Below are 24,778 nucleotides of genomic sequence, written 5' to 3' on the forward strand. Positions count from 1 at the left end.
GATTCAGCCGGCGGGGGTGGCCGGCGCGGCGTTAGCGGGCGGGGGCGCGGCGCTGTCCGGCGTGGTGCCCTCCGGCACGGCGAACAGCGGGATGAAGAACTGGGCCAACGGCCCGATGGCCAGCGCGTACGCGACGGTGCCCACACCGACCGTGCCGCCGAGGAGCCAGCCGAGCGCCAGCACGGTGACCTCGATGACGGTGCGCACCAGCCGGACCGAGCGGCCGGGCCGGCGGGCCACGTACCCGGTCATCAGGCCGTCGCGAGGGCCGGGTCCCAGCCGGGCGCCGAGGTAGAGGGCGGTGGCGGCGCCGTTGGCGACGATCCCGGTGACCAGCATCGTGATCCGGACGCCGAGCGGGCCACCCCCGGGCAGCAGGGCCAGGGTGGCGTCGACGACCAGGCCGATCACCACGACGTTGCTGACCGTGCCGAGGCCGGGCCGCTGCCGCAGGGGGATCCAGAGCAGCAGCACCAGCGCGCCGACGGCGATGGTGACGGTGCCGAAGGAGAGGCCGGTCAGCTTGGACAGCCCCTGGTGGAACACGTCCCAGGGGTCGAGGCCCAGGTGGGAGCGGATCATCAGGGCCATGCTGACGCCGTAGAGGGCGAGCCCGAGGTAGAGCTGGACCAGCCGCCGGACCGGCCGCTGCCGCAGATTGCCAATCAGTGCCATGCATGCCACTGTAGGTGCCAATCTTCGTCGAGGAAGAAGCCAATATTCGAGGAGTGGTCATGGCTGGGCAGGTACGCGGTGTCCAATTGGCCCGTCTGCTCGGTCAGTGGCACGCCCTGCCGGGCCGACGGCGCAGCCCCGACTACGCGGCTCTGGCCGGCGCGGTGCGCGGTCTGCTCGCCGACGCCCGATTGCCGCTGGGCGTCCGGCTCCCGGCCGAACGGGAGCTGGCCGAGGCGCTGCGGATCAGCCGGACCACGGTCACCGCCGCGTACCGGCAACTGCGGGAGACCGGGCACCTGGCCAGCCGCCGGGGCGCCGGCAGTTGGACGATGCTGCCCGGCAACCACCGGGTGGCCAGCACCGGCCTGTGGACCCCGCTCGACGACCGGGACATGCTCGACCTCGGCGTCGCCGCGCTGGCCGCCCCGCCGCAACTCCTCACGGCGGCCCGAGCGGCAGCCGAGGACCTGCCTCGATACCTGGGCGGGGCCGGCTACCACCCGACCGGCATCATCGAGCTGCGCGAGGCGGTGGCCGGCGCGTACACGGCTCGGGGTCTGCCGACGTCGGCCGACCAGATCATGGTCACCAGCGGCACCCAGCACGCCCTGGACCTGGTGTTGCGACTCGCGCTGACCCCCGGCGGCAACGTCCTGGTCGAGTCCCCGACCTACCCCAACGCCCTCGCCGCGCTGGCCGGGCGACGGGCCCGGATCACCACCCACGGCCTGGCCACCGACGGCGGTGGGTGGGAGCCCGACCTGCTGCTGGGCAGTCTCCGGCAGACCCGGCCCATGCTGGCCTACCTGATCCCGGAGTTCCAGAATCCGACGGGCCACCTGATGCCCGCCGCCCTTCGTGAGCGGGTGGTGGCCGCCGCCCACGCGGTCGGCACCGACCTGATCGTCGACGAGTCCTTCGTGGATCTCGCGCTGGACGGCACCGAGGTGCCGCCCCCGGTCGCCGTCTACGACCGGCACAGTCGGGTGATCAGCATCGGGGGGATGAGCAAGCCCTACTGGGGTGGCCTGCGGATCGGCTGGGTGCGCGCCTCCGCGCCCCAGGTGCAGCGGCTGGCCGCCGTCCGGGTCGGGGTGGACATGGCCAGCCCGGTGTTGGACCAACTGGTCGCGGTGCACCTGCTCGCCGACGCCGCCGAGATCGTCGCCGACCGCCGCGTCCAGTTGACCGGCCAGCGCGACGCCCTGCTCGGCGCGTTGGCGCACCGGCTGCCGGACTGGCGGGTCACCGTGCCAACCGGTGGCGTGACGCTCTGGGCCGAGCTGGACGGCCCGGTCTCCAGCGCGCTGGCGCGGGCCGCCGAGGAGGTCGGCGTGCGGCTGGCGCCCGGCCCCCGGTTCGGCCTGGACGGCACGCTGGAACGCTTCCTGCGGCTGCCGTTCACCCTGCCCGCCGCGGACCTCGTGGAGGCCGTCGGGCGGATCGCCGCGGTCCGCTACGACCTGGACCGGACCGGGCCGCAGCGGTGGCGGGAGCCGGCCGTCATCGCCTGAGCGCCTCGCTGCCACGAACGCCGGTGGCCCCGCACCCGAGCGTGGGTGCGGGGCCACCGGCGACGCGTCACAGCTCGGCGAGGGTGCCGGCGTACATCTTGTCGATCTCGCCCGCGAAGTTGCTCTCCACACCACGCCGCTTGATCTTCAACGACGGGGTGATCTCGCCGTCCTCGATCGTCAGGTCGCGCGGCAGGATGGCCACCTTCTTGATCGTCTCCCAGCGGTTGAGCTTGGCGTTGAGCTGGGCGACGTACTCCTCGACCATCGTCTGGGCCTCCGCCGACGCGACGATCTCGGCGTAGCTGCGGCCTTCGAGGGGGCCGCCGGCGACCCAGCTCCGGATCGCGTCCGGGTCCAGGCTGACAAGCATCGTGCAGAAGTTGCGCGCCTGACCGACGACGACCGCCTGCGAGGCGTACGGGCAGACGGCCTTGAACATCCCCTCGATGTGCGAGGGCGCGATGTACTTGCCGCCCGAGGTCTTGACCAGGTCCTTCTTGCGGTCGGTGATCCGCAGGTAGCCCTGCTCGTCGAGGGTGCCGATGTCACCGGTACGGAAGAAGCCGTCCTCGGTGAACGCGGCGGCGGTCTCCTCCGGCAGGTTGTGGTAGCCACGCATCACCGGCCGACCGCGCAGCAGGACCTCCCCGTCGGTGTCGATCCGGCACTCCAGATCGCCCATCACCCGGCCCACCGTGCCGATCCGCAGACCCGCCGGAGTGTTGACGAAGCTGCCGGCGCTGGTCTCGGTCAGCCCGTAGCCCTCGGAGATCGGCAGGTTCGCGGCGGCGAAGAAGGTCGCGATCTCCGGGCTGAGCGGAGCGGCGCCGGACACCAGCACCCGTATCCGGCCACCCAGGCGGGCCTGGAGCTTGCTGAACACCAGCTTCTCGGCCAGCCCGTAGCGCAGCTTCAACCCGCCCGGCACCGGCTTGCCGGCCTGCTCCAGGGTGACCTTCTCCTTGCCGACGCCAACGGCCCAGGCGAAGATCTTCGCCTTCGCGCCGCCGGCGCCCTGCGCGGTCGTCACGGCCTTGTTGTAGACCTTCTCGAACACGCGGGGAGCGCCGCACATCAGCGTCGGGCGGATCACCGAGAGCAGATCGACGAGCCGGTCCACCCGCCCGTCGACGTAGGTGGGCAGGCCGACGTGGATGGCGCCGCAGAGCAGGGTCTTGCCGAACGAGTGGGCGAGCGGCAGCCACAGGTACTGCAGGTCGTCGTCGCGTATCAGCTCGCCCGCGGTCTGCGCCACGGCCTGCCAGCACCAGCCGCCGTGCAGCAGCTCGACGCCCTTGGGTTGGCCGGTGGTGCCGGAGGTGTAGATCAGGGTGGCCAGGTGGTCCGGCCCGATGCCGGCCACCAGCATGTCGATCAGCTCCGGCTCGGCGGCCAGCGCCTGGGTGCCGCGCTCCTCCAGGTCGGCGAGCGTCAACTGCGCGATCGGGGCGTTCGGATCGACGGCGCCGTCGAGGAGCACCACGTGGGTGAGCGCGGGCAGGGTCGCCCCGGCGATCTTCGCCGCCTGGGCCGGGTTCTCCGCGAACAGCACCTTCGACCCGGAGTCGGCGATGATGTATTTCGCGTCGGCCGGCTCGGTGGTCGGGTAGACGGTGGTGGTCGCGCCGCCGGCGCACATGATGCCGAGGTCGGCGATCACCCATTCCAGCCGGGTGTTGGCGAGGATCGCGACCGGGTCCTCCTGGCCGACGCCCAGGCCGTGCAGACCGGCGGCGACCGCCGTGGCGCGCTGGCCGACCTGCGCCCAGGTCAACCAGACCGGCCCCGAGTCGTCGGCGTTCGGGGACGCGAACGCGTGCCGGTCGGGGGTGGCCGCCACGCGCTTGAGAAACATGTCCGGGATGGAACGGTACGGTACATCGAGAGCCATCGCGGTAGCCGCCTTCGGGGGTGGTGGCGTGACGGTCGTCACGTCATGATGGTTACCGAAGAGTATTGCCTGGCGCGGTGCGTCGGCTAGCCCCGGTGATCGTCCGGCCGTCCCAGCCACCGAACCGGTACGGTCGAATCAGGCGTACCGGTCGGCAACGACTGACCAGTCGTAGGTGGCACGGACCCAGTTCCGCCGTGCCGCGAGCGCGTGGCGCATGCCGTCGTCCCCGTCGGCCAGCAGCGACTTCTCGACATCCAGGTACGCGGCCAGCCCCTGGTTGAACTGGTCCGCCGCGGCCCGCAGCGCGCTCGCCTCATCCGCGCCGCTGGCGCGGGCGAGCACCGTCACCAGGTTGTGCGCGTCCGGGTCGACCTGACTCTCCTTGCCGTAGGAGAAGAGGTCGTTGCACCAGCACACCAGGTCGACCGCCAGCAGATCCAGGGTGACCAGCGCCGGATGGGCGTGCTGGGTCGACCCGAGTGGCTGGGCCGCCGCCAGGTCGGTGAGCGTGAGGCACGGGCGTACGCCACCGATGTGCCGCCGCAGTTGGACGTACTCCGCCGCCTCGGGTACCCGCCGACGCTCTCGGTTGGCCGCCTCCCAGAGCAATGCCAGCAGGTACTCCCGCATCTGACTGACGAACCGCAACAGCAGGGCGGGATTGTCGTGCAGCCGGGTGCGGCGGCACAGGTCGTGCAGCGCGTCACCGAGCGGCCCGACGGCGGGCGGTACGACGTCCGGGTCGCCGCAGCGGTCCAGCACGTCGATCAGGGTGCTGATCGCCGGCCCCAGCCGGGCCGGGTCGGCGCCGAGGCCGTCCTCGTCGCAGGCGTCGTCCATCACGAAGAGCCAACTGATCAGATCGGTGAGCAGGCGCAGCCCGTCCACCGACCCGTCCGAGCAGGCTCGGCCGGCCAGGCCGGCGGCGTCGGCCCGTTGCAACCGACGCACCCGCTGGCCGGAATCGACCAGCCCGAACGCCCGCGCCCACTCGACGCTCTCGCTCCCCACCTGCTCGGCAGCCGCGTGGCGCCCCGCGCGGAAGGGAGGCTCCCGCAGCGCCGAAATCGCGAAATTCCGCACAGTGCGCCCCCACTTCATACCGCCCGGCGCGGAGCGGCGCGGTGAAGCGTACGGGAGGGGACATCAGCGTGTTTCGCTGGGTGTGGGCAACGCCACACTTGACTGGTGACCGCTTCAGCTCAGGGAGTCACATGCCCAGCTTGGCGGCGCGTAGCCGACGCGCGGCGTCCGTCGGCCCGTCCAGTTGGACCTTCGCCACCCGCTGTCGGCCGGACAGGAATAGGACCAGTTCGGCGGGGGCGCCGACCAACCGCAGCGGCTCCCCACCCCGACCGACGGAGATCTCGCCGTGGCCGGGCGCCTGCACGTACAGGTCCGCCGGGAAGCGGCGCAGGGTCAGCCGGGCCAGCGGGGCGGCACGCTTCCACAGGGCGCTCTGCAGGCCGGCGGGCAGGTCGCGCCGTTGCCATCCGGGGCTGGCCCGCCGCACGTCCTCGTGATGGATGAAGAACTCCATCGTGTTGGCCAACTCGTCGGTCAGGGGGTTGCTGACCGGGCTCCACAGCGGCGGCCGTCGTACCTGCGCCACCAGCTCCGGGTAGGGCCGCGCGGCGAGTCGGCCACGCACCCGTTCGGCGTAGCCGCGCAGCGGCGGCAGCATGATCCCACCGGCGGCGTCCGGGCGGCGTTCCCGCAGCACCAGGTGCGCGGCGAGGTCACGGGTCGCCCACCCCTCGTTGATCGTCGGGGCGTCCGGCCCGAGGGCCAGCAGGAGATCGGCCAGCGCCTCGCGCTCGGCTCGGGCGTACCGCGGCATGCGCCGATCGTAGGCTCGTCGGCTCGTCGGCGCGCGATACCGGCCGCTGGCCCGTCGCCGGCCGCTCGTCGCCACCCGGTACGTGACGGTCGACATATCCGGTCCGGGTCGGCAGCGCTGGCCCGGACCGGTAAGGATGAGGGAGATAATTGCGGCTTACGGCGGGGGAGAGCGTGGCGAGCAAGACAAGTCGGGATGTGCTCAGCCGAGGGCTGGGCGTCCTGCGGCAGGCGATCCGCGAGCAGCCCCGGATCTTCACGGTCGCGGTCGTCGGCAGCGTGCTGTTCGGCGGGATGATCATCCTCAGCGCGCGGGTCGTCGGGACGGTCATCGGCGAGGTGGCGCTGCCGGCCATCGCCCGGGGCGAGGTGGGCGCCGGCACCCTGGCGTTGGCCGCGGCCGCGCTGTTCGGGATCAGCGTGCTGCGGGTGGCGGGCATCTTCGGGCGTCGGCTCGGTGCCGGCTACATGCAGTACCGCCTCCAGGCCTCCTACCGCCGCCGGGTCACCCGTCGCTACCTGGAGCTGCCGCTGTCCTGGCACCACCGCAACTCCACCGGCACCCTGCTGTCCAACGCCAACTCGGACGTGGAGGCGGCCTGGTACCCGATCGCGCCGCTGCCGTTCGCCGTCGGCACGTTGGTGATGCTCGTCGGCGCGATCGTGTCGCTCTTCGCCACCGACTGGGCGCTGGCCCTGGTCGGGCTCGCGGTCTTCCCCGCGCTGTTCGCCCTCAACGTCGTCTACTCCCGCCGGATGGCCCCCCGCCAGGCCCGGGCGCAGCGGCTGCGCGCCGAGGTCAGCGCGATCGCCCACGAGAGCTTCGACGGCGCCCTGGTGGTCAAGACGATGGGCCGCGAGGCCCAGGAGACCGCCCGGTTCGCGGGCCGCGCCGGTGAGCTGCGCGACTCGCTGATCGCGGTCGGCCGGCTGCGCGGCATCTTCGACCCGCTGCTGGAGACGCTGCCCAGCCTCGGCACCCTCGCCGTCCTGGTGGTCGGGGCGTTCCGGCTGCGCCAGGGCGCCATCAGCGTCACCGAGCTGGTCAGCGTCGCCTTCCTCTTCACCGTGCTGGCCTTCCCGGTCCGGGCCATCGGGTGGGTCCTGGCCGAGCTGCCGCGCAGCGTCGCCGGCTGGGACCGGGTGCGCCGGGTGCTCGACGCCACCGGCGAGATGCCGTACGGCCAGCGCGTGCTCGACCCGGCCAGCGCCGGCGCCGGCGCGGCGACCCTCACCTTCACCGACGTGCACTTCTCCTACCCGCCGGCCGAGGCGCACGAGGTCGGCGCACAGGTCCTCGGTGAGGTCGGCTTCACGGTGCCAGCCGGTCGGACGGTGGCCCTGGTCGGGCCCACCGGCGCCGGCAAGTCCACGATCGCCTCGCTGGCGGTACGCCTCGTCGACCCGGACTCCGGCACCGTCGCCCTGGACGGGGTGGACGTGCGCGAGCTGACCGCCGCCTCGCTGGCCGGCACGGTGGCCCTGGTCGCCCAGGTGCCGTTCGTCTTCGACGACTCGGTACGCGCCAACATCGCCCTCGACCGGCCCGGCATCGACGACGAGGCAGTCTGGGCGGCGCTGCGGCTGGCCGAGGCGGACGGGTTCGTCGCCGCGCTGCCCGACGGTCTGGACACCATGGTCGGCGAGCGGGGCACGTCGCTCTCCGGCGGGCAGCGGCAGCGGCTCACCCTGGCCCGCGCGCTGGCCGGCCGGCCGCGCCTGCTGGTGCTCGACGACGCGACGAGCGCGGTGGATCCGCGGGTGGAGGCAGCCATCCTGGCCGGGCTGCGATCGTCGACCGCCGAGCCGGGGGTGCCGGTCGCGTCGATCCTCGTGGTGGCGTACCGCCGGGCCACCATCGCGCTCGCCGACGAGGTCATCTACGTGGAGCAGGGGCGGGTGCTCGCCCGGGGCCCGCACAGCGAGTTGCTGGCCAGCGTGCCCGGTTACGTCGACCTGGTCACCGCCTACGAGCAGGCGGAGGTCGAGCGCGCGCAGGAGAGCGCGTACGGCGACGAGGTCGTGCCGGTGCCCTCGGGCCTGGAGATCGAGGTGGACCGGTGAGCGCGAGGAGTGCAGCGCAGCGGAGCCCCGCAGTCGCGAACGAAAGGCGGGTCCGGTGAGCGTCAAGACTGATGAACGGGTTGATCGGGACGAGACGACCTGGCAGACCCTGCGCCGGGGCCTGGCGCTCTCTCCGGAGCTGCGGACCGGCCTGGCCGGCACCCTGGCGCTGGCGTTGGTCTACATGGTTGGTCGGGTGGCCGTGCCGGTCGCCGTGCAGCAGGGCATCGACCGCGGCCTCGTCGGTAGTTTGAACCTCGACGTGGTGTGGACGGTGGTGGCGGTCACCGCGGCGATCCTGGCGGTCACGACGGTCTGCGGTTACCTGATGATGCGCCGGCTGTTCACGGTCAGCGAGACGGCGCTGGCAAACGTCCGGACGCGGGCGTTCCGGCACGTGCACGACCTGTCGATGTTGCACCAGCAGTCGGAGCGGCGGGGCTCGTTGGTCTCGCGGGTCACCAGCGACGTCGACCAGATCACCCAGTTCCTCCAGTGGGGCGGGGTGATCCTGCTGGTCAACCTCGGTCAGCTGGTGGTCACCACCGCCGTTATGCTCGCGTACTCCTGGCAGTTGACCCTCGTGGTGTTGGCCGCGTTCCTGCCTGCGGTGTTCGTCATCCGGCAGTTGCAGCAGCGGCTGGGCTCGGCGTACGCGACGGTGCGTCAGCGCACCGGCACGCTGCTCGGCACGATCGGCGAGAGCGTGGTCGGCGCGCCGGTGATCCGGGCGTACGGGATCGCGGGCCGCACCGAGCGGCGGTTGGACGAGGCGATCGACGCGCAGCGTCTGGCGCAGCAGCGGGCGATCCGGATCAGCATCGTGGGCAGCTCGGTCGGCGAGTTGGCGGCGGGGCTCGCGCTGGCGGGTGTGGTGGTGCTCGGGGTGACGCTGGGGGTGGACGGCACGCTGTCGATCGGCCAGTTGACCGCGTTCCTGTTCCTGGTGACGCTCTTCATCCAGCCGGTGCAGATCGCCACCGAGGTGCTCAACGAGGCGCAGAACGCGATCGCCGGCTGGCGTCGGGTGCTGGATGTGCTGGACGTCGCCCCCGACGTGGCCGATCCAGGGGAGCAGGGGCGCAAGCTGCCGGCCGGGCCGCTGGACATCCGGTTCGCCGGTGTGCGGTTCGCCTATCCGGGTGGCCCGCCGGTGCTGCACGACATCGACCTGGAGATCGCGGCGAAGAGTCGGGTGGCGGTGGTCGGCGAGACCGGCAGCGGCAAGACCACCTTCGCCAAGTTGCTGACCCGTCTGATGGATCCGTCGGCCGGGGCGGTGCTGCTGTCCGGGGTGCCGTTGGCGGAGGTGCGGTTCGACTCGCTGCGCTCCCGGGTGGTGATGGTGCCGCAGGACGGGTTCCTCTTCGACGCGACGGTGGGGGACAACGTCCGGTTCGCCCGGCCGCAGCTGACCGACGAGGAGCTGAGCGCGGCCTTCACCGAGCTGGGCCTGTCGGACTGGCTGGAGGGTCTCCCGGCGGGTCTGGACACGCCGGTCGGGGAGCGCGGCGAGGCGCTCAGCGTCGGTGAGCGGCAGTTGGTCGCGTTGGCCCGCGCGTACGTGGCCGATCCGGACCTGTTGGTGCTGGACGAGGCGACTAGCGCCGTGGACCCGGCGACCGAGGTGCGCCTGCAACGCACCCTGGACGCGGTCACCCGGGGCCGGACGACCCTCGCGATCGCGCACCGGCTCTCCACGGCGCAGGCCGCCGACGAGGTGATCGTGGTGGACCGGGGGCGGGTGGTGCAGCGCGGTCCGCACGACGAGTTGGTCCGCGACGCCGACTCGGTATATGGCCTGCTCTATGCCTCGTGGCTGGAGCAGACCCGGTGAGCTGTCCCGGCCACGCGAGGGTGGTGGACGCCGACGGTCGGGTGCTCTAGGCTCCGGGTTAGGTAAGCCTAACCTTCGAAGGAGGTCGCGCCATGCGGCCCAAACCCGCCGAGATCGTCCGTACCCTCGTCGCCGGCCGCCTGCCCGGTCTCGTCCATCTCGCGCACCGGCCGGGCCCGCACCACGCCCGGCACGTGACCGACCCGGACGGGCGGGTGCTGCTGCTGGTGCCGGTGGCCAGCCACCTGGCCGCCGCACTCCAGCCGGTCGCCGGGGCCAGCGACGTCGCGGTGGTGCTCGACGTGCTCGACCTGCCGCCCGCCGCCGGTGCGCCAGGTCTGGGTCGCGCCTGGGTCTCCGGCTGGGCGGGCGAGTTGCACGGCGACGAGGCCCGCCGGGCGGCGCTCGACTTCGCCGCGGTCGAGCCGACCGGCGACCTGCTCGACCTGGGCACCCGGTTCCGGCTGTTCCGCTTCGAGGTGGTCGAGGTCCGCTGGGAGCGCGCCGGCGCCGTGCGCCGGATCGACCCGGGAGAGTACGCCGAGGCCGAGCCGGATCCGGTGCACCCGGTCGAGGCGCGTCTGCTCGCCGACCTCGCCGAGCGCCACGGCGCCCAGGTGACCGCGTACCTGCGCCGGCAGCTCGGGTTGACCGAGCAGACCCTCGACGGGCCGCCCCGGGTGGTGCGCATCGACCGCTACGGGCTGGTGGTCGCCCTCGGCCACCCCGGCGCCCGACGGCGGATCCGGTTGGCCTTTCCCGGCCCGGTGGCCGACCCGGCCGACCTGCCGCGACTGCTGCCACCGCTGCGCCTCCCCGCCACCACCCACCCCCCGCGCTGAACCACCCCACCCCCACCCCCGCCGCGCCGATCTTGCACTTTCGGTCGCCGTTAGATGAGTTGTGTCCCTTTCGTCGGGACAGAAAGTGCAAGATCGCGAGGGGGCGTGCGGGAGGGTGCGGGGTTAGCCGGGCAGGGGGCCGGTCAGGTAGCGCTGGATCGTCGGGCCGATCGCCGCGACCAGGGTTTCCGGGTCCGCCGAGGCGACCGGCTCCAGGCGCACCACGTGCCGCATCATGGCCAGGCCGATCATCTGGGTGGCCACCAGGGAGCCGCGCAGCGGTAGCTCGGCCGGATCGACGTCGAGGTTTTCCAGCACCCGGCGCAGCACCTGGGTGGTGACGAACTCACGCAGCAGTCGAGCGGTCCACTCGTTGCTCACCGCGGAGCGCAGCAGCGCCTGCGCGGCGCTGCCGCTCGGGGAGTCCCAGACGCCGAGGAAGATGCGCACCATTCGCTCGCCGGCGCCGTCCCGGTCACCGGCGAGCACCTTCGGCACCAGCTGAGCGGGGTCGACCGGAAAGTCCATCGCGGTCAGGAAGAGCTGGTCCTTGCTGCCGAAGTAGTGGTGCACCAGCGCCGGGTCGACCTCCGCCGCGCCGGCGATGGCCCGGATCGAGGCGGCGTCGAAGCCACGTTCGGCGAACGCCGTCCGCGCCGCGTCGAGAATCGCCTCCCGGGTGCCCGGTTTGCCGGGTCGCCGGCCGGTTCGCCGCGTCATCGCCGCCCTTCGTTCGTCCGCCTGGCCCGTGGTGGGCCGGCCCTGCCCGCGCCGGGGTCGGCTGCCGCGCTGGCCGCCGCCCCGGCGCGAGCGGTCAGCCGCTGCGTCGGCGCAGGGTGGCCGCCGCGAGCACCAGCGCCAGCACCACCGCACCGAGCACCACCGCCACGTCCCGCCACATCGTGCCGGTCGGCTCGGCGTGGGCGCCGACCTCCTGCAACGCCTCGATGGCGTACGAGAGGGGGAAGGCGTCACTGAGTGCCTGGAGCCAGCCGGCCATCTGGTCACGGGCCACGAACAGCCCGCAGAGCAGCAGTTGGGGGACCACCACGACTGGCAGGAACTGTACTGCCTGGAACTCGGTACGAGCGAAGGCGCTGCACAGCAGCCCGAGGGCGACACCGAGCACGGCGTCGACGACGGCGATCCCGATCACCAGTCCGATGCTGCCGGCGGTCTCCAGGTCGAAGACCCAGTACGCGACGGCGGCGGCGACGGCCGCCTGCACGGCGGCGGCCAGCCCGAACGCGATGCCGTACCCGAAGAGCAGGTCGAGCTTGCCCAGCGGTGTGGTGAGCAGACGTTCCAGGGTGCCTGAGGTGCGTTCGCGGAGCATGGCGATGCTGGTCACCAGGAACATGATCACGAAGGGGAAGATGCCCAGCATCACCAGCGCGACCCGGTCGAACGTCGTCGGCTGGCCGGGTGGGGTCGGCTGGTCGGCGTACATGAAGTAGACCAGGGTGAGCAGGACGGCCGGCACCACCACGAGCAGCGCGATCGTCCGCCGGTCGTGGCGGAGCTGACGCAGGATGCGGCCGGTGGTGGCCGCCAGGATCCGGGGGTTCATGACTGCTCCTGTGCGGCGTTCGAAACGGTGGTGGTGGGACCCGCCTCGCCGGCCCGGATCAGGCGCAGGAACGCCTCGTCGAGATCGTCCACACCGGCGGCGGCGCGGATGGCGGCCGGGCTGTCGTCGGCGATCAACCGTCCCCGGCGGATCAGCAGCAACCGGTCGCAGCGGGCCGCCTCGTCCATCACGTGACTGGACACCAGCAGGGTGGTGCCCGCGGCGGCCATCGCGTGGAACCGGGCCCACAGGTCGGCCCGCAGCACCGGATCCTGACCGACTGTCGGCTCGTCGAGAATGACCAGCTCCGGCTCCCCGACCAGGGCGCAGGCCAGCGAGGCCCGGCTGCGTTGACCGCCGGAGAGGGTGGCGACCAGTTGACCGGCGGCCTCGGCCAGGCCGACATCGCTGATCGCCCGGTCGGCCTCGACCCGCCCGCGCCCGTAGAGGGCCGCGAAGTAGCGGGCGTTCTCCCGGACGGTCAGGTCGGCGTAGACGCTCGGCGCCTGGGTCAGGTGACCCACCCGGTGCCGCAGCGCCGGGGTGCCCGCCGGTTGGCCCAGCACGGTGACCGTGCCGCCGCTGACCACCTGCACCCCGACCACGGCGCGCATGAACGTGGTCTTGCCGCTGCCGCTGGGGCCGAGCAGCCCGGTGACGGCCCCACGGGGGACCCGGCAGCTGATGCGGTCCAGCACCCGCCGCCCGCCCCGGTCGACGACCAGGTCGCGGACGGCAATCGCGTCGTCCATCACGTGCCTCCCAAGAAACTCATCAGGTGTTGAACTCAACGCTAGATGAAATACTGCCTCCGGTGCAACGGCCGGAACCGACGATCGGCTAACTACCGTGCGCCGAGCAGGAGAACGGGCAGTAGGCTTCGGACCGGACAGCGAGTCCGCCAACGGGCATTGCGCACTGATCGGGCGTACGGCACGATGGCGCCGTGGGTCACGCTCCGTTACCGAATAGCGGTTTTCTTGAGGACTGGGCCGCGCGGTTGCGGCAGACCGTCGAGCGGCCGGTCGTCGGCATCCTGCTGCGCGGCAGCCACGCCCGCCGAGCGGCCACCGCGCACAGCGACGTCGACCTCGACGTGCTGGTCGGCGGCGCGCCGTACGCGGCGCGGCAGGCGTACCTGGCCGAATCCGCAGGTCGGGTCACCCACGTCTCGGTCGCCGCCCGCGACGTCCGCTCCTGGGTGCACCGGCTCGGCGAACCGGCCGACTGGGCGTTCGGGCTGCCGGTCACCGCGCCGGCGCGGCTGCTCTGGGCCGACCCGCACTGGCGACCCCGGATCGACCTGCCGGTGCTCTGCCAGCCCGCCGAACCACCCCGACTCGAGGAACTGATCGCCACGCTCGGTAAGGCAGCGGCCGCCCGGTCCGCCCACGACCGCCTCGGGGTCCGGCTCGCCGTCGCCGACCTGGCCCGACTCTGCCCATCGGTGCTGCGCCCCGCGAACCCGTCGGTGCGGGTCCACTCCCGCCGGGCGGCCTTCGCGGCGGCGCTGGACCTGCCGGTGGCCCCACCGGGCTACCGGGCGGACATGCTGCTCTGCCTCGGGCTCCGACCGGGCGCCACCGGCCAACTGTGGGCCGCCGCCGTCCGGCTTGTCGCCGGCACCCTGCCGTTGATCCGACCGTACGCCGAGGAGATCGCCGAGGCGGCCGGTGCGGACCTGGCCGCCGCCCTGCTCGACGGCCGGCTGGACCGTTACGTGGCCCAGTTGGCCCGGCCGGCCGGACCCGCGCCGCAGCCCTGCCGGGAGCGGTCACCGGTGCCCGCGCCACGTGCGGGACACTTGGACACTGTGTCCGTACCTGACTCGCCGGCGACCGGCGTCCCCAGCGCTCCGAGCGACCCGGTGGCCCCCGGGTGGGCTCGCCCGTCCCGACTCGACGCGGCCATCGCCGCCCGACTGCGCCGTACCGCCGACGGTCTGGTCGCCGCGGTGGTCCGCGCGCACGACTCCGGCGAGGTGCTGATGGTCGCCTGGATGGACGACGAGGCGCTGCACCGCACCCTCACCACCGGTCGGGCCACCTACTGGTCGCGCAGCCGACGCGAATACTGGGTCAAGGGGGCCACCTCCGGGCACCACCAGTACGTCCGATCGGTCGCGCTGGACTGCGACGGAGACGCGCTGCTGGTCAGCGTGGACCAGGTCGGCGCGGCGTGCCACACCGGCCATCGGACCTGCTTCTTCACCGAGTTGCCCGTCACCTCCCCGGAGGCACGGTGAGCGCGCGCGGCGCAGCCCGGCGCAGTCCCGCAGCCGCGAACGAAAGGCAGACCCAGCCATGACCGACGGCACCGTCAGCCCCGACCTGGGCACATTCACCGAACTGGCCGCCGACTGGCGGGTGGTGCCGGTGACCCGGCGGCTCCTCGCCGACGCGGAGACGCCGGTCGGGGTCTACCGGAAGCTGGCCGGTGGACCGGGCACGTTCCTGCTGGAGTCGGCCGAGCAGGGCGTCGGCTCGGCCGGCCTGGCCTGGTCGCGGTACTCGTTCATCGGCGTACGCAGCAGCGCCACCCTCGTCGAGCGCGACGGCGTCGCGACCTGGCTCGGCACGCCGCCGGCGGGGCTGCCCACCGGCGGTGACCCGGTGCGGGTGCTGCGGGAGACGGTGGCGGCGCTCGCCGGCCCGGTCGGGGACCCGTCCGACGGTCTGCCGCCGCTGACCGGGGGCATGGTCGGCTACCTCGGGTACGACCTGGTCCGCCGCTTCGAGCGGCTGCCCGAGTTGACCGAGGACGACCTCGGCGTGCCGGAGTTGGGCATGATGCTCGCCACCGACCTGGTGGTGCTCGACCACTACGACGGCTCGGCGATCCTGGTCGCCAACGCGGTGCTGCCGCCGCTGGACGCCCCGGACCGCGCCCCGCAGGTCGCCGCCGCGTACCACCACGCGGTGGGCCGACTCGACGCGATGACCACGGCGCTGTCCCGGCCCATCCCGCCGATGATCTCCACCGTCGAGCGTCCGCCGGCCGGGGAGGTGCTCTGCCGTACGCCCGACGGCGGCTACCCGAAGGCCGTGGAGGCCGCCAAGGAGGCGATCCGGGCCGGTGAGTGCTTCCAGATCGTGCTCTCCCAGCGCTTCGAGCGCTCGACGCACGCCGACCCGCTGGACGTCTACCGGGTGCTGCGCACCAGCAACCCCAGCCCGTACATGTACCTGCTGCGCTTCGACGGGTTCGACATCGTCGGCTCGTCCCCGGAGGCGCACCTGAAGGTCACCGGCGGCGCGGGCGGGCGGCGTCGGGCGTTGCTGCACCCGATCGCCGGCACCCGGCCGCGCGGCGGCACCCCCGCCGCCGACGCCGTGCTCGCCGCGGAGCTGCTCGCCGACCCCAAGGAACGGGCCGAGCACGTGATGCTCGTCGACCTCGGCCGCAACGACCTGGGCCGGGTGTGTCAGCCCGGCAGCGTCGAGGTGCCCGAGTTCGCCACCATCGAGCGGTACAGCCACGTCATGCACATCGTCTCCACCGTCACCGGCACGCTTCGTGACGACCAGAGCGCGTTCGACGCGCTGGCCGCGACCTTCCCGGCCGGGACCCTCTCCGGTGCGCCGAAGGTGCGGGCCATGGAGATCATCGAGGAGTTGGAGCCGGTCCGCCGGGGCCTCTACGGCGGCACGGTGGGCTACTTCGGCTTCGGTGGCGACCTGGACATGGCGATCGCCATCCGGACCGCGCTCATCCGTGACGGCCGCGCCTACGTGCAGGCCGGTGCCGGGGTGGTGGCCGACTCGGACCCGGCCGCCGAGGACCAGGAGACGCGGAACAAGGCCGCCGCCGTACTGGCGGCGATCGCCGCCGCCGAGACCCTGCGGCCCGCCCGGTGAGCGCGAGGAGTGCAGCGCAGCGGAGCCCCGCAGTCGCGAACGAAAAGCCAGCCCGATGAGGGCTGGTGAGCGGTCCGTCGTGGGCCGGCGTGAGTTGACGTACGCCGTACTTCTCTGTCTGGTCGGCGCGGCCCTGGCGCTGTGGGCCGCAACGCGGACCTGGTCGGTCGAGCTGACCGTGCGCCCGGCGCCGCTGCCGCCGGTCCGCGACACGCGAAGCGGTGCCGGGCTGCTGCCCTGGCTGCCGGCGTTGGCCCTGGTGACGTTGGCCGGCGGTGGCGCGCTGCTGGCTACCCGGGGTCGGCTGCGGCAGGTGCTCGGTGCGCTGCTCGGTGTGCTCGCTCTGGCCGTGGCGGCCGGCGGTGGGTACGGGCTGGGCGTGGACGTCGACGGGTCGGTGAGCCGGCAGTGGCCGGTGCTCTGTTTGCTCGGCGGCCTGCTGGCCGCTGCGGGCGGTTTCTGGACGGCGCTACGCGGTGGCGGCTGGCCCGCGATGGGTGCCCGCTACGAACGGCCGGCCCGCACCGCCCCGCAGGCCGCGCCCGCGCCGACCGGCGCGTCGGAGTCGCCCGCGCCGATGGCCGGGCGACGGACCACCGAGGCGTGGGACGCGCTGGATCGGGGTGAGGACCCGACGGCCGAGTGAGGGCGGCGGCCGCTACGACAGGTGGGTGTCAGCCGACCGGTTGACGGTCCCGCCGCGGTCGCTGGCTGGCGGCGCGCGCGGCGGTCAGTTCGGCCACCAGGCGGTTCAGTTCGGCGCGCTGGTCGGCGCGGGCACGGTCGGCGCAGACCGCCTCCCAGGCGTTGCCACGCGCCGTGCGCATCCGCCCCTCGCCCACCACGGCCCGTTCCACGCTGTGCACCACCCCGACGGCGAGCGACGCCACCGTCCGCGAGATGGTCGTCAGGCCGATTGTCGCTTGCGGCTCGGACATGCTCATGGTCACCTCGCACGAGGAGTTGCGACGGTCGGGGCAGGCGCATCATCGAGTCTGCCCGAGGACGATGCTGGCCGGCTGACGTTTCGCCGTCGTGACCGCCGGGTCAACTGTCCCGCCTCGGCCGTGACCAGGGGCCGTCCGTTCGGCCTTGAGATTGCTCACAACATCGACTGACGCCGTTGTCGTCGGGCACGGGCCGGGAACTGGTGGCATGATCGATGCATCGGCACGGTCTGACCGCGGCCGCCAGGCTCCATACCGCGTTGCGATTGTCGATACGGGAGGTTGCGCTGCGTGACATACCGTTCACGGCAAGTCGGCCATTATGCCGCAGCCCTTTTCGTGAGCAGCGCCATACCCCCGGCATTCGGCGTCGGTCGGCTGCCCCTAGCATCGGCCCATGACGCCCGGAGAGGGGAGTCCGTTGGTGACTGCTGAGCATGCGCACGCGGAGGGGGACGAGGCCGGTCAGGCAGCGTCCGTAAGCGTGCTCGACGAGATTCTGGCTGGCGTGCGTGAGGACGTCGCCCGACGCCAGGAGCAGGTTCCGCTGGAGCGGATCCGTGAACTGGCAGCGGCGGCGCCGCCGCCGTTGGACGCGTACGCGGCGCTGCGTAAGCCCGGCGTCGCCGTGATCGCCGAGGTGAAGCGCTCGTCGCCGTCCAAGGGGCGGCTGGCCGAGATCGCCGATCCAGCCGACCTGGCGGTCGACTACGCCGCCGGTGGGGCGCGGGCGATCAGCGTGCTGACCGAGGGGCGCTGGTTCGGTGGCTCACTCGACGACCTGGCCGCCGTTCGGGCCGCGGTCAGCGTGCCCGTGCTGCGCAAGGACTTCGTGGTCTCCAGCTACCAGATCCACGAGGCGCGCGCGCACGGCGCCGACCTGGTGCTGCTGATCGTCGCCGCGCTCGAGCAGAACGTGCTGATGGGCCTGCTGGAGCGGATCGAGTCGCTGGGCATGACCGCGTTGGTCGAGGTGCACGACGAGGAAGAGGCCGACCGCGCGCTGGAGGCGGGCGCTCAGGTGATCGGGGTCAACGCCCGTGACCTGCGTACCCTGGAGGTCGACAGGTCGGTGTTCGAGCGGATCGCGCCGGGCCTGCCCAGCAGCGTCGTCAAGATCGCCGAGTCCGGCGTTCGTGGTCCGCACGACCTGATCCGGTACGCCTCCGCGGGTGCTGACGCGGTCCTCGTGGGTGAGGGCCTGGTCACGCAGAAGAGCCCTCGCGAGGCGGTCGCCGAGCTGGTCAACGCGGGTAACCACCCGGCAACGCCCCGGCCGGTGCGCTGACCTCGCACCGAACGCCCCACCGAGAGGATTTCCGATGAGCGCCGACGCGCTGGCCCCGGTGGCCGGCCCGCAGCCCGACTCCGCCGGCCACTTCGGCCGCTTCGGCGGTCGGTTCGTTCCCGAGGCACTGGTGGCCGCGCTCGACGAGCTCGACGGGGCGTGGCGCACGGCCATGGCGGACGAGTCCTTCCGAGCCGAGTTCGGCGCGCTGCTGCGCGACTACGCGGGCACGCCGTCGCTGCTCTACGAGGCCCGGCGGTTCTCCGCGAAGGTCGGGGCGCGGGTGTTGCTCAAGCGCGAGGACCTCAACCACACGGGCGCGCACAAGGTGCGCAACGTGCTCGGCCAGGCGCTGCTCACCAAGCGGATGGGCAAGACCAGGGTGATCGCCGAGACCGGCGCCGGCCAGCACGGCGTGGCCACGGCGACGGCCGCCGCCCTGTTCGACCTGGAGTGCGTGGTCTACATGGGCCAGGTCGACACCGAGCGGCAGTCGCTCAACGTTGCCCGGATGCGGATGCTCGGCGCCACCGTCGTTCCGGTCACCAACGGCTCGCGCACCCTCAAGGACGCGATGAACGAGGCGATGCGCGACTGGGTGGCAAACGTCGACGAGACGCACTACCTGATCGGCACCGCCGCCGGTCCGCACCCGTTCCCGGCGATGGTCCGCGACTTCGTGCGGGGCATCGGTGACGAGGCCCGTCAGCAGTGCCTCGACCTGACCGGCGCGTTGCCGGACGCGGTCACCGCCTGCGTCGGCGGCGGCTCCAACGCGCTGGGCATCTTCCACGCGTTCGTCGGCGACGACGACGTGCGCCTGTACGGCTTCGAGGCCGGCGGCGACGGCGTGGCCACCGGCCGGCACGCGGCGAGCATCACGGGTGGGTCGGCCGGTGTCCTGCACGGCACCCGCACCTACGTGTTGCAGGACGCCGACGGGCAGACGCTGGAGTCGCACTCGATCTCCGCCGGTCTGGACTACCCGGGCGTGGGACCCGAGCACGCCTGGCTGCACGACACCGGCCGGGCGAGTTACCTCCCGGTCACCGACGTCGAGGCGATGGCCGCCTTCGAGCTGCTGTGCCGCACGGAGGGGATCATCCCGGCGATCGAGAGCGCCCACGCGCTCGCCGGCACCGTCGCGCTGGGTCCGAAGCTCGCCGCCGAGCTGGGTCGGGAGCCGACCATCGTGGTCAATCTCTCCGGTCGGGGCGACAAGGACGTGCACACCGCCGGCGACTACTTCGGCATCCTCGACAAGGAGCAGTGAGATGAGCCGGATCGGGGTGGCCTTCGACAAGGCCCGCGCCGACGGACGGGCCCTGCTGATCGGCTGCATGCCGGCCGGTTTCCCGAGCGTCGACGGCAGCATCGCCGCGATGACCGCCATGGTCGAGGCCGGTGTCGACGTCATCGAGGTGGAGATTCCCTACTCCGACCCGGTGATGGACGGGCCGGTGATCCAGAAGGCCAGCGACATCGCGCTGGCCGGCGGCGTCCGCACCAGGGACACCCTGCGCATCATCGAGGCGGTGGCGGCCACCGGCGCTTCGGTGGTCACCATGACCTACTGGAACCCGGTCGAACGGTACGGCGTGGACGTGTTCGCCCGTGACCTCGCCGCCGCCGGTGGCACCGGCCTGATCACTCCCGACCTCATTCCCGACGAGGCGGCCGAGTGGCTGGCCGCCTCGGACGCACACGGACTGGACCGCACGTTCCTGGTCTCCCCGTCGTCCACCGACGCGCGGCTGGCGATGACCGTGTCGCACTGCCGTGGTTTCGTCTACGCGACAGCGGTCATGGGTGTCACCGGCGCCCGGGCGCGTACCTCGGACGCCGCGCCGACGCTTGTCTCCCGGGTCCGGGAGGTCACCGACCTGCCGGTGGGTGTCGGTCTCGGCGTGGGCACGGGTGCGCAGGCCGGCACCGTCGCCGGTTACGCCGACGGGGTGATCGTCGGCAGTGCCCTGATCAGGTGTCTGCTCGACGCGCCCACCGAGGCGGAGGGGCTGGCTGCCCTGCGTGCCCTCAGTGCCGAACTCGCCGAGGGCGTCCGCAACCCCACCCGCTGACCCCACCGGCGGCGAGGGTTTCCGCGACCCTGCGCCGGGCCTCGGGCCGCCGACGGGTTCGTCAGTAGCGCCGGGACGGGTCCGCAGCCACGCCGCGTTGCTCGGGTGGCTGCGCCGCTCTTGACCGCCCGTCCTGGCTGGTCGCCGTTCGGCCCTGCTCGGCTGGGCGAGCGGCTGGCGGCGAGATCTCGGTGGCGCCGGGCAGCGGCGGGACGTCGCGGAGCATGCCGGAGCGGCCGGCGCTCGCGTCGGCGACGGCGGCCCGGGTGAGCGGGGTGACCGCCTCGGGCAGCGCGTCGGGGGAGTGCCAGGACAACCGACAACCCGGCAGTGGGTCGGCCGGCGGCCGGCCGTCGGTGGCGGACGCCCGAAAGACGTGCACGAGTACGTCGGGCAGCGGCCCGACGCGCCCGGGCGACGTCTGCCCGGTGGGGCCGCCCAGGTGGTAGACGCCGACCAGGTCGACCAGCTCGATCTCCCAGCCGGTCTCCGCGCGAATGTCCCGTAGGGCAGCCCGCGCCGGGCTCTCCGCCGGACGCAGCCGCCCACCGGGTAACGCGTAGCGGCGTTCTCCCCGGCCCTGCTGGCAGAGCAGCACCTGGCCGGTGTCGTCGGTGACGACCGCGGCGACCGCCCAGGTGAGCGCGCTCATGGACAAAGAGCGTACGGGGGCGCAAACCAGAAGTCACCGAGATGCGGGCTCCCGTGCCCGGGGTGCCGCTACGGGGGTGTGCAGCGGTAGCGTGTGCACCCGTGACCCTCGCCTCGCTGTCCCCCCAGGCGGCCCTGCCCAGTCCCAGCACCGCGGTCTGGCAACTCGGGCCGGTGCCGATCCGGGCGTACGCGCTCTGCATCATCGCCGGCATCGTGCTGGCCTGCTGGGTGACGGAGCGCCGGCTGCGGCAGCGCGGCGTCGCGCCCGGCGCGGTACTCGACATCGCCGTCTGGGCGGTGCCGGCCGGCATCATCGGCGCCCGGGTCTACCACGTGATCACCTCACCGGAGAAATACTTCGGCGCCGGCGGTGACCCGATGAAGGCCTTCGCCATCTGGGAGGGCGGTCTCGGCATCTGGGGTGCCGTCGCCGGTGGCGCGGTCGGTGCCTGGATCGCCGCCCGGCAGTTGGGCATCCCGCTCAGCGTGGTGGCCGACGCGCTGGCCCCCGGGCTGCCGTTGGCCCAGGCGGTCGGCCGGCTCGGCAACTGGTTCAACAACGAGCTGTTCGGTGCCCGCACCACCCTGCCGTGGGGCCTGCAGATCCACCGGATGGATCCGGACAACCCCGGGCACGCGCTACGGGACGACGCCGGGCAGCCGATCCTCGAACCCGGCCTCTACCAGCCGACCTTCCTCTACGAGGCGCTGTGGAACCTCGGCGTCGTCGCCCTGGTCCTTCTCCTGGACCGCCGGCTGAAGCTGGGTCGTGGTCGCGCGTTCGCCCTCTACGTGATGGGCTACACCGTCGGCCGGTTCTGGATCGAGATGATGCGCACCGACGAGGCCAACCAGATTCTGGGCGTACGACTCAACGTCTGGACCGCCGGCCTGGTCTTCCTCGGCGCGTTGATCTACTTCGTCCGGGTGCGCGGCCCACGGGACTACCTGATCCCGCTCGGCGCGGTGGCGACGCCGACCCCGCCTCCCACCTCCGACCTGTCCCAGATCGACCTCTCGGAGCGGGAGACCCCCGCGCGGGCCACCGCCCCGGAGGGCTACCGGGTGGTCAGCGAGGAGCAGTACGCCGCCTGGCAGGACACCGGCGTCATCCCAGCGGAGCCGGCCACCGACCAGGGCGCCGAGCCGCTCGATGACGCGGCGCCGGTCGACGGCCCGTCGACCGACGACGAGCCGGTGGACGACCCGTCGGGTGCGCGTACCGACCGGGCCGACGCCGCAGGCGTGCGGCCCACCGACCGGGACAGCTGAGCGGGGGCGGCACCGATGCGAAGCGCGGTGGTGGTCGGCGCGGGGGTCGGTGGCCTCGCGGTGGCCGGTGCGCTGGCCCGCTCGGGCTGGCAGGTCACCGTGCTGGAACGCGCCGAGCGGATTCGCCCCGAGCCGACCGCCGTGGTGCTCTGGCCCAACGGCGTCCGCGCGTTGCAGGCCCTCGGCCTCGGCGCGGGTCTGACCGCCATCGCCACCCCGCTGTCCGACGGCGGGGTCCGTCGCCCGGACGGGCACTGGCTCGTGCAGCCCCGGCCCATCCCGGCCGACCGGATGCCGGTGGTGGTGCACCGCGAAGACCTGCACGACGCGCTGATCGCGGGCCTCGGTGAGCGGGTCGAGCTGCGTACCGGCGTGACCGTGCGCCACGTCCGCGTCGAGCCGGGCGAGCGACCGGGAGTCAGCGACGGGCGGCAGACCATCGAGGCCGACCTGGTGGTCGCGGCCGACGGCACGGACAGCGGCATCCGCCGCCAACTCGCGCCCGAGTCCCGGGTGGTCAGCTCCGGCTGCGCCGCGTGGCGGGCCGTCATTCCCTGGTACCAGGCGCCGCGGCTGCCCGACGACCAACCGCTGGTCGGTGAGATCCTCGGTGCCGGTTACCGGTTCGTGGCCGCGTCGTTGGGTGAGCGCGGCTCCTCGGGTGGGTCCACCCGGGGCGGGATCTACTGGGTGGCCACTGCCGCCGGCGCCCCTCGCCCGGAACCCCCGGAGACCCAGCTCGCCCTGCTGCGCCGCTGGTACGCGGGCTGGCCCCCCCCGATCGGCGCGCTGCTCGACGCCACCGACCCGGCCGACCTGGTCCAGCAGGAGGTCCGCGAGCTGCGTCCACTGCCCCGTGCGTACGGCTTCGGAGTCGGGCCGGGCGGGGTGGTGCTGCTCGGCGACGCGGCGCACGCCATGCCGCCGCACCTCGGGCAGGGCGCCTGCCTCGCGTTCGAGGACGCCGCCACGCTCGCCTCGCTGCTGCGCGAGGCTCGACTGCCCGACGCGGTGCAGGCGTACGACCGGATTCGTCGCCCCCGGGCCACGACCGTGGTCCGGCAGACCCGGCGGATGTCGGCGGTGCTCCAGGCCCGGGGCCGGTTGGCGTTGCGCGCCCGGGACGCCGCACTCGGCACAATCAACACGCGGCTGCTCTCCAGCGCCGCCGCCTCGGCCGCCCAGTGGCGTCCCCCGGCCTGACCCGCACCCCGCACCCCGCGCTCCGCACCCCGCGCTCCGCACCCCGCGCTCCGCACCCCGCGCTCCGCGCTCCGCACCCCGCACCCCGCGCCCCGCTCCGCACCCCGCGCTCCGCACCCCGCGCCGCGCTCCGCGCCGCGCTCCGCGCCCCGCGCCGATCTTGCACTTTCTGTCGCCGATACGCGTCGAGTGCCCCGTTTTGTCGCGGCAGAAAGTGCAAGATCGCGCGGGGCGGGGCGGGGCGGCGCGGGGCGGTCAGGCGATGAGCGCGGCGGGTTCGGCGATGCAGGCGGTGCCGATGCGGCGGAAGCCCACCCGCAGGTAGACCCGGGCGATGTCGTCGCTGCCCGCGGAGAGGAAGATCAGGTCGGTGCCGGCCGCGTGCAGCTCCCGGGCGAGGGCGGCGGTGAGTGCGGCGCCCAGCCCGCGCCGCCGGGCGGCCGGCAACGTGGCCACGCCGGCGATCTCCGCGACGTCGCCCACGCGCATGGCCATGCCGCTGGCCAGCGCCCCGTCGGTCGCCGTTCCGGCGAGCGCGGAGATCCGTCGGCCGTCGGCGATCCGGGTCCGCTCCTCGTCGAGCGCGGCCAACTCCAGTTCGGTGACCGCGGCGTCCCGCTCGGCCGGACCAGCCGCACCGGGCGCGGTGCCGGCGGCGGCGAACGACACCGCTGCCACCGCGCGTCGGGCCGCGACGTCGGCGGCGAAGCCGGGGGAGTCGGCCGCCAGCACCCGCACCGCCGCGTCGGACAGGGTCGCCGGGTCGGGCAGTGCGGCCGGGTCGAGCACCATCAGCGGCGCCTCCAGCACGTGCAGCCCCGCCGAGCGGGCCACCGCCAGCAGCTCGGGAGTCGTCTCGTGCACCCACTCGAAGGCTTCCGGCAGACCCAGCTCGCGCTGCCGCCCGCGGACCGAGGTCACGTCGGCGAGCGACGGCGGCTCGGCGGCCCCGATCCGGGGGCGGGCGTAGAACGGCCAGCCGGCGCCTTCGCGCACGAAAAGCACCAGCCCGCCATGGTCCTCCGCGGCGGCGACGTCGCGGGGCACCGCGTCGTAGAAGCGTTCCAACCGGTCGAAGACGTCCTTGTAAAGCGGATCCACCGCGCGAGACTACACGTCCCAGCCTGTGGACGGTGTGATCAATCTCAGGTGGCCGTGCGCGCCGGGCCCTAACGTAGACTCAATAGACCCACGGGCCGACGTCGTCCCCATCATGATCCACCTGAGTGACGACAGGA

The 24,778-nt window shown here is 73.2% G+C and carries 22 protein-coding genes and 1 pseudogene; 13 read left to right on the forward strand and 10 right to left on the reverse strand.

The window, feature by feature from the left end:
• Positions 1–3: 3 nt before the first annotated feature.
• Positions 4–675 (reverse strand): YitT family protein, encoded by a 672-nt coding sequence (locus ACFYPM_RS18155; RefSeq protein ID WP_387197822.1) that lies wholly within the window; start codon positions 673–675, stop codon positions 4–6.
• 59 nt (positions 676–734) lie between these two features.
• Between ACFYPM_RS18155 and ACFYPM_RS18160 the strand changes: the two genes are divergently transcribed.
• Positions 735–2,192, forward strand: coding sequence for a PLP-dependent aminotransferase family protein (locus tag ACFYPM_RS18160; protein WP_387197825.1), 1,458 nt, complete (start codon positions 735–737; stop codon positions 2,190–2,192).
• A gap of 67 nt (positions 2,193–2,259) precedes the next feature.
• Here ACFYPM_RS18160 and ACFYPM_RS18165 read toward each other — a convergent pair whose 3' ends face one another.
• From ACFYPM_RS18165 to ACFYPM_RS18175, 3 genes are all read right to left on the reverse strand, one after another.
• A complete protein-coding gene (locus ACFYPM_RS18165; RefSeq protein WP_387198051.1) occupies positions 2,260–4,086 on the reverse strand; it encodes an AMP-dependent synthetase/ligase in 1,827 nt (608 codons plus the stop codon).
• A 138-nt stretch (positions 4,087–4,224) separates the two neighbouring features.
• Positions 4,225–5,172 carry a terpene synthase gene (locus ACFYPM_RS18170; protein WP_387197828.1) on the reverse strand — a complete coding sequence of 316 codons (948 nt, stop codon included), beginning with the start codon at positions 5,170–5,172 and terminating at the stop codon, positions 4,225–4,227.
• 127 nt (positions 5,173–5,299) lie between these two features.
• Entirely contained in the window at positions 5,300–5,929 is a 630-nt protein-coding gene (locus ACFYPM_RS18175; RefSeq protein WP_387197831.1) for a TIGR03085 family metal-binding protein, read from the reverse strand.
• Between the two features lie 173 nt (positions 5,930–6,102).
• On the opposite strand from ACFYPM_RS18175, the gene ACFYPM_RS18180 reads away from it, so the two are divergent.
• From ACFYPM_RS18180 to ACFYPM_RS18190, 3 genes are all read left to right on the forward strand, one after another.
• Positions 6,103–7,992 carry an ABC transporter ATP-binding protein gene (locus tag ACFYPM_RS18180; RefSeq protein ID WP_387197834.1) on the forward strand — a complete coding sequence of 630 codons (1,890 nt, stop codon included), beginning with the start codon at positions 6,103–6,105 and terminating at the stop codon, positions 7,990–7,992.
• Positions 7,993–8,047: 55 nt separating this feature from the next.
• The gene (locus ACFYPM_RS18185) at positions 8,048–9,829 is read left to right on the forward strand and encodes an ABC transporter ATP-binding protein (protein ID WP_387197837.1); all 1,782 of its coding nucleotides are present in this window, start codon (positions 8,048–8,050) and stop codon (positions 9,827–9,829) included.
• A gap of 92 nt (positions 9,830–9,921) precedes the next feature.
• Positions 9,922–10,671, forward strand: a complete 750-nt coding sequence (locus tag ACFYPM_RS18190) for a DUF2470 domain-containing protein (protein WP_387197840.1) — start codon at positions 9,922–9,924, stop codon at positions 10,669–10,671.
• Positions 10,672–10,794: 123 nt separating this feature from the next.
• Here the strand turns inward: ACFYPM_RS18190 and ACFYPM_RS18195 are convergent, their stop codons facing one another.
• The 3 genes from ACFYPM_RS18195 to ACFYPM_RS18205 all read right to left on the reverse strand — a co-directional run bounded on the left by ACFYPM_RS18195 (position 10,795) and on the right by ACFYPM_RS18205 (position 12,993).
• A complete protein-coding gene (locus ACFYPM_RS18195; RefSeq protein WP_387197842.1) occupies positions 10,795–11,391 on the reverse strand; it encodes a TetR family transcriptional regulator in 597 nt (198 codons plus the stop codon).
• A 94-nt stretch (positions 11,392–11,485) separates the two neighbouring features.
• Entirely contained in the window at positions 11,486–12,241 is a 756-nt protein-coding gene (locus ACFYPM_RS18200) for an ABC transporter permease (RefSeq protein ID WP_357251158.1), read from the reverse strand.
• Complete coding sequence (locus ACFYPM_RS18205; RefSeq protein WP_387197845.1) at positions 12,238–12,993, reverse strand: ABC transporter ATP-binding protein; 756 nt, start codon at positions 12,991–12,993, stop codon at positions 12,238–12,240. The genes ACFYPM_RS18200 and ACFYPM_RS18205 overlap by 4 nt, the downstream gene beginning before the upstream one ends.
• Positions 12,994–13,550: 557 nt before the next feature.
• On the opposite strand from ACFYPM_RS18205, the pseudogene ACFYPM_RS18210 reads away from it, so the two are divergent.
• The 4 genes and pseudogenes from ACFYPM_RS18210 to ACFYPM_RS18225 all read left to right on the forward strand — a co-directional run.
• Positions 13,551–13,874: pseudogene (locus tag ACFYPM_RS18210) on the forward strand (phosphoribosyl-AMP cyclohydrolase); the annotation flags it as partial.
• Positions 13,875–14,054: 180 nt separating this feature from the next.
• Positions 14,055–14,486, forward strand: a complete 432-nt coding sequence (hisI, locus tag ACFYPM_RS18215) for a phosphoribosyl-AMP cyclohydrolase (protein ID WP_387198054.1) — start codon at positions 14,055–14,057, stop codon at positions 14,484–14,486.
• Positions 14,487–14,544: 58 nt separating this feature from the next.
• Positions 14,545–16,098: an anthranilate synthase component I gene (locus tag ACFYPM_RS18220; protein ID WP_387197848.1), complete on the forward strand. Its 1,554-nt coding sequence runs from the start codon at positions 14,545–14,547 to the stop codon at positions 16,096–16,098.
• Between the two features lie 55 nt (positions 16,099–16,153).
• Positions 16,154–16,744 carry a Trp biosynthesis-associated membrane protein gene (locus ACFYPM_RS18225; RefSeq protein ID WP_387197851.1) on the forward strand — a complete coding sequence of 197 codons (591 nt, stop codon included), beginning with the start codon at positions 16,154–16,156 and terminating at the stop codon, positions 16,742–16,744.
• Positions 16,745–16,772: 28 nt separating this feature from the next.
• Here the strand turns inward: ACFYPM_RS18225 and ACFYPM_RS18230 are convergent, their stop codons facing one another.
• Positions 16,773–17,042, reverse strand: a complete 270-nt coding sequence (locus ACFYPM_RS18230) for a hypothetical protein (RefSeq protein ID WP_387197854.1) — start codon at positions 17,040–17,042, stop codon at positions 16,773–16,775.
• A gap of 487 nt (positions 17,043–17,529) precedes the next feature.
• On the opposite strand from ACFYPM_RS18230, the gene trpC reads away from it, so the two are divergent.
• The 3 genes from trpC to trpA are packed head-to-tail and all read left to right on the forward strand — an operon-like array spanning position 17,530 to position 20,411.
• The gene (gene trpC / locus ACFYPM_RS18235; protein WP_357251431.1) at positions 17,530–18,333 is read left to right on the forward strand and encodes an indole-3-glycerol phosphate synthase TrpC; all 804 of its coding nucleotides are present in this window, start codon (positions 17,530–17,532) and stop codon (positions 18,331–18,333) included.
• 34 nt (positions 18,334–18,367) lie between these two features.
• Positions 18,368–19,606, forward strand: coding sequence for a tryptophan synthase subunit beta (gene trpB, locus ACFYPM_RS18240; protein ID WP_387197857.1), 1,239 nt, complete (start codon positions 18,368–18,370; stop codon positions 19,604–19,606).
• A 1-nt stretch (position 19,607) separates the two neighbouring features.
• A complete protein-coding gene (trpA, locus tag ACFYPM_RS18245) occupies positions 19,608–20,411 on the forward strand; it encodes a tryptophan synthase subunit alpha (protein WP_387197860.1) in 804 nt (267 codons plus the stop codon).
• A gap of 61 nt (positions 20,412–20,472) precedes the next feature.
• Here the strand turns inward: trpA and ACFYPM_RS18250 are convergent, their stop codons facing one another.
• The gene (locus tag ACFYPM_RS18250) at positions 20,473–21,063 is read right to left on the reverse strand and encodes an NUDIX hydrolase (protein ID WP_387197863.1); all 591 of its coding nucleotides are present in this window, start codon (positions 21,061–21,063) and stop codon (positions 20,473–20,475) included.
• Positions 21,064–21,164: 101 nt separating this feature from the next.
• Here ACFYPM_RS18250 and lgt point away from each other — a divergent pair, with 101 nt between their 5' ends.
• Both lgt and ACFYPM_RS18260 read left to right on the forward strand, forming a co-directional pair.
• Entirely contained in the window at positions 21,165–22,337 is a 1,173-nt protein-coding gene (gene lgt, locus ACFYPM_RS18255; protein WP_387197866.1) for a prolipoprotein diacylglyceryl transferase, read from the forward strand.
• Between the two features lie 15 nt (positions 22,338–22,352).
• On the forward strand, positions 22,353–23,540 hold the full coding sequence (locus ACFYPM_RS18260) for an FAD-dependent oxidoreductase (protein ID WP_387197869.1): 1,188 nt from the start codon (positions 22,353–22,355) through the stop codon (positions 23,538–23,540).
• A gap of 255 nt (positions 23,541–23,795) precedes the next feature.
• Here ACFYPM_RS18260 and ACFYPM_RS18265 read toward each other — a convergent pair whose 3' ends face one another.
• Positions 23,796–24,641 carry a GNAT family N-acetyltransferase gene (locus tag ACFYPM_RS18265; RefSeq protein ID WP_387197872.1) on the reverse strand — a complete coding sequence of 282 codons (846 nt, stop codon included), beginning with the start codon at positions 24,639–24,641 and terminating at the stop codon, positions 23,796–23,798.
• Positions 24,642–24,778: the final 137 nt, after the last annotated feature.

Source organism: Micromonospora sp. NPDC005203 (genome assembly GCF_042872705.1).
In the GTDB taxonomy this organism is placed as follows: Bacteria; Actinomycetota; Actinomycetes; order Mycobacteriales; family Micromonosporaceae; genus Micromonospora.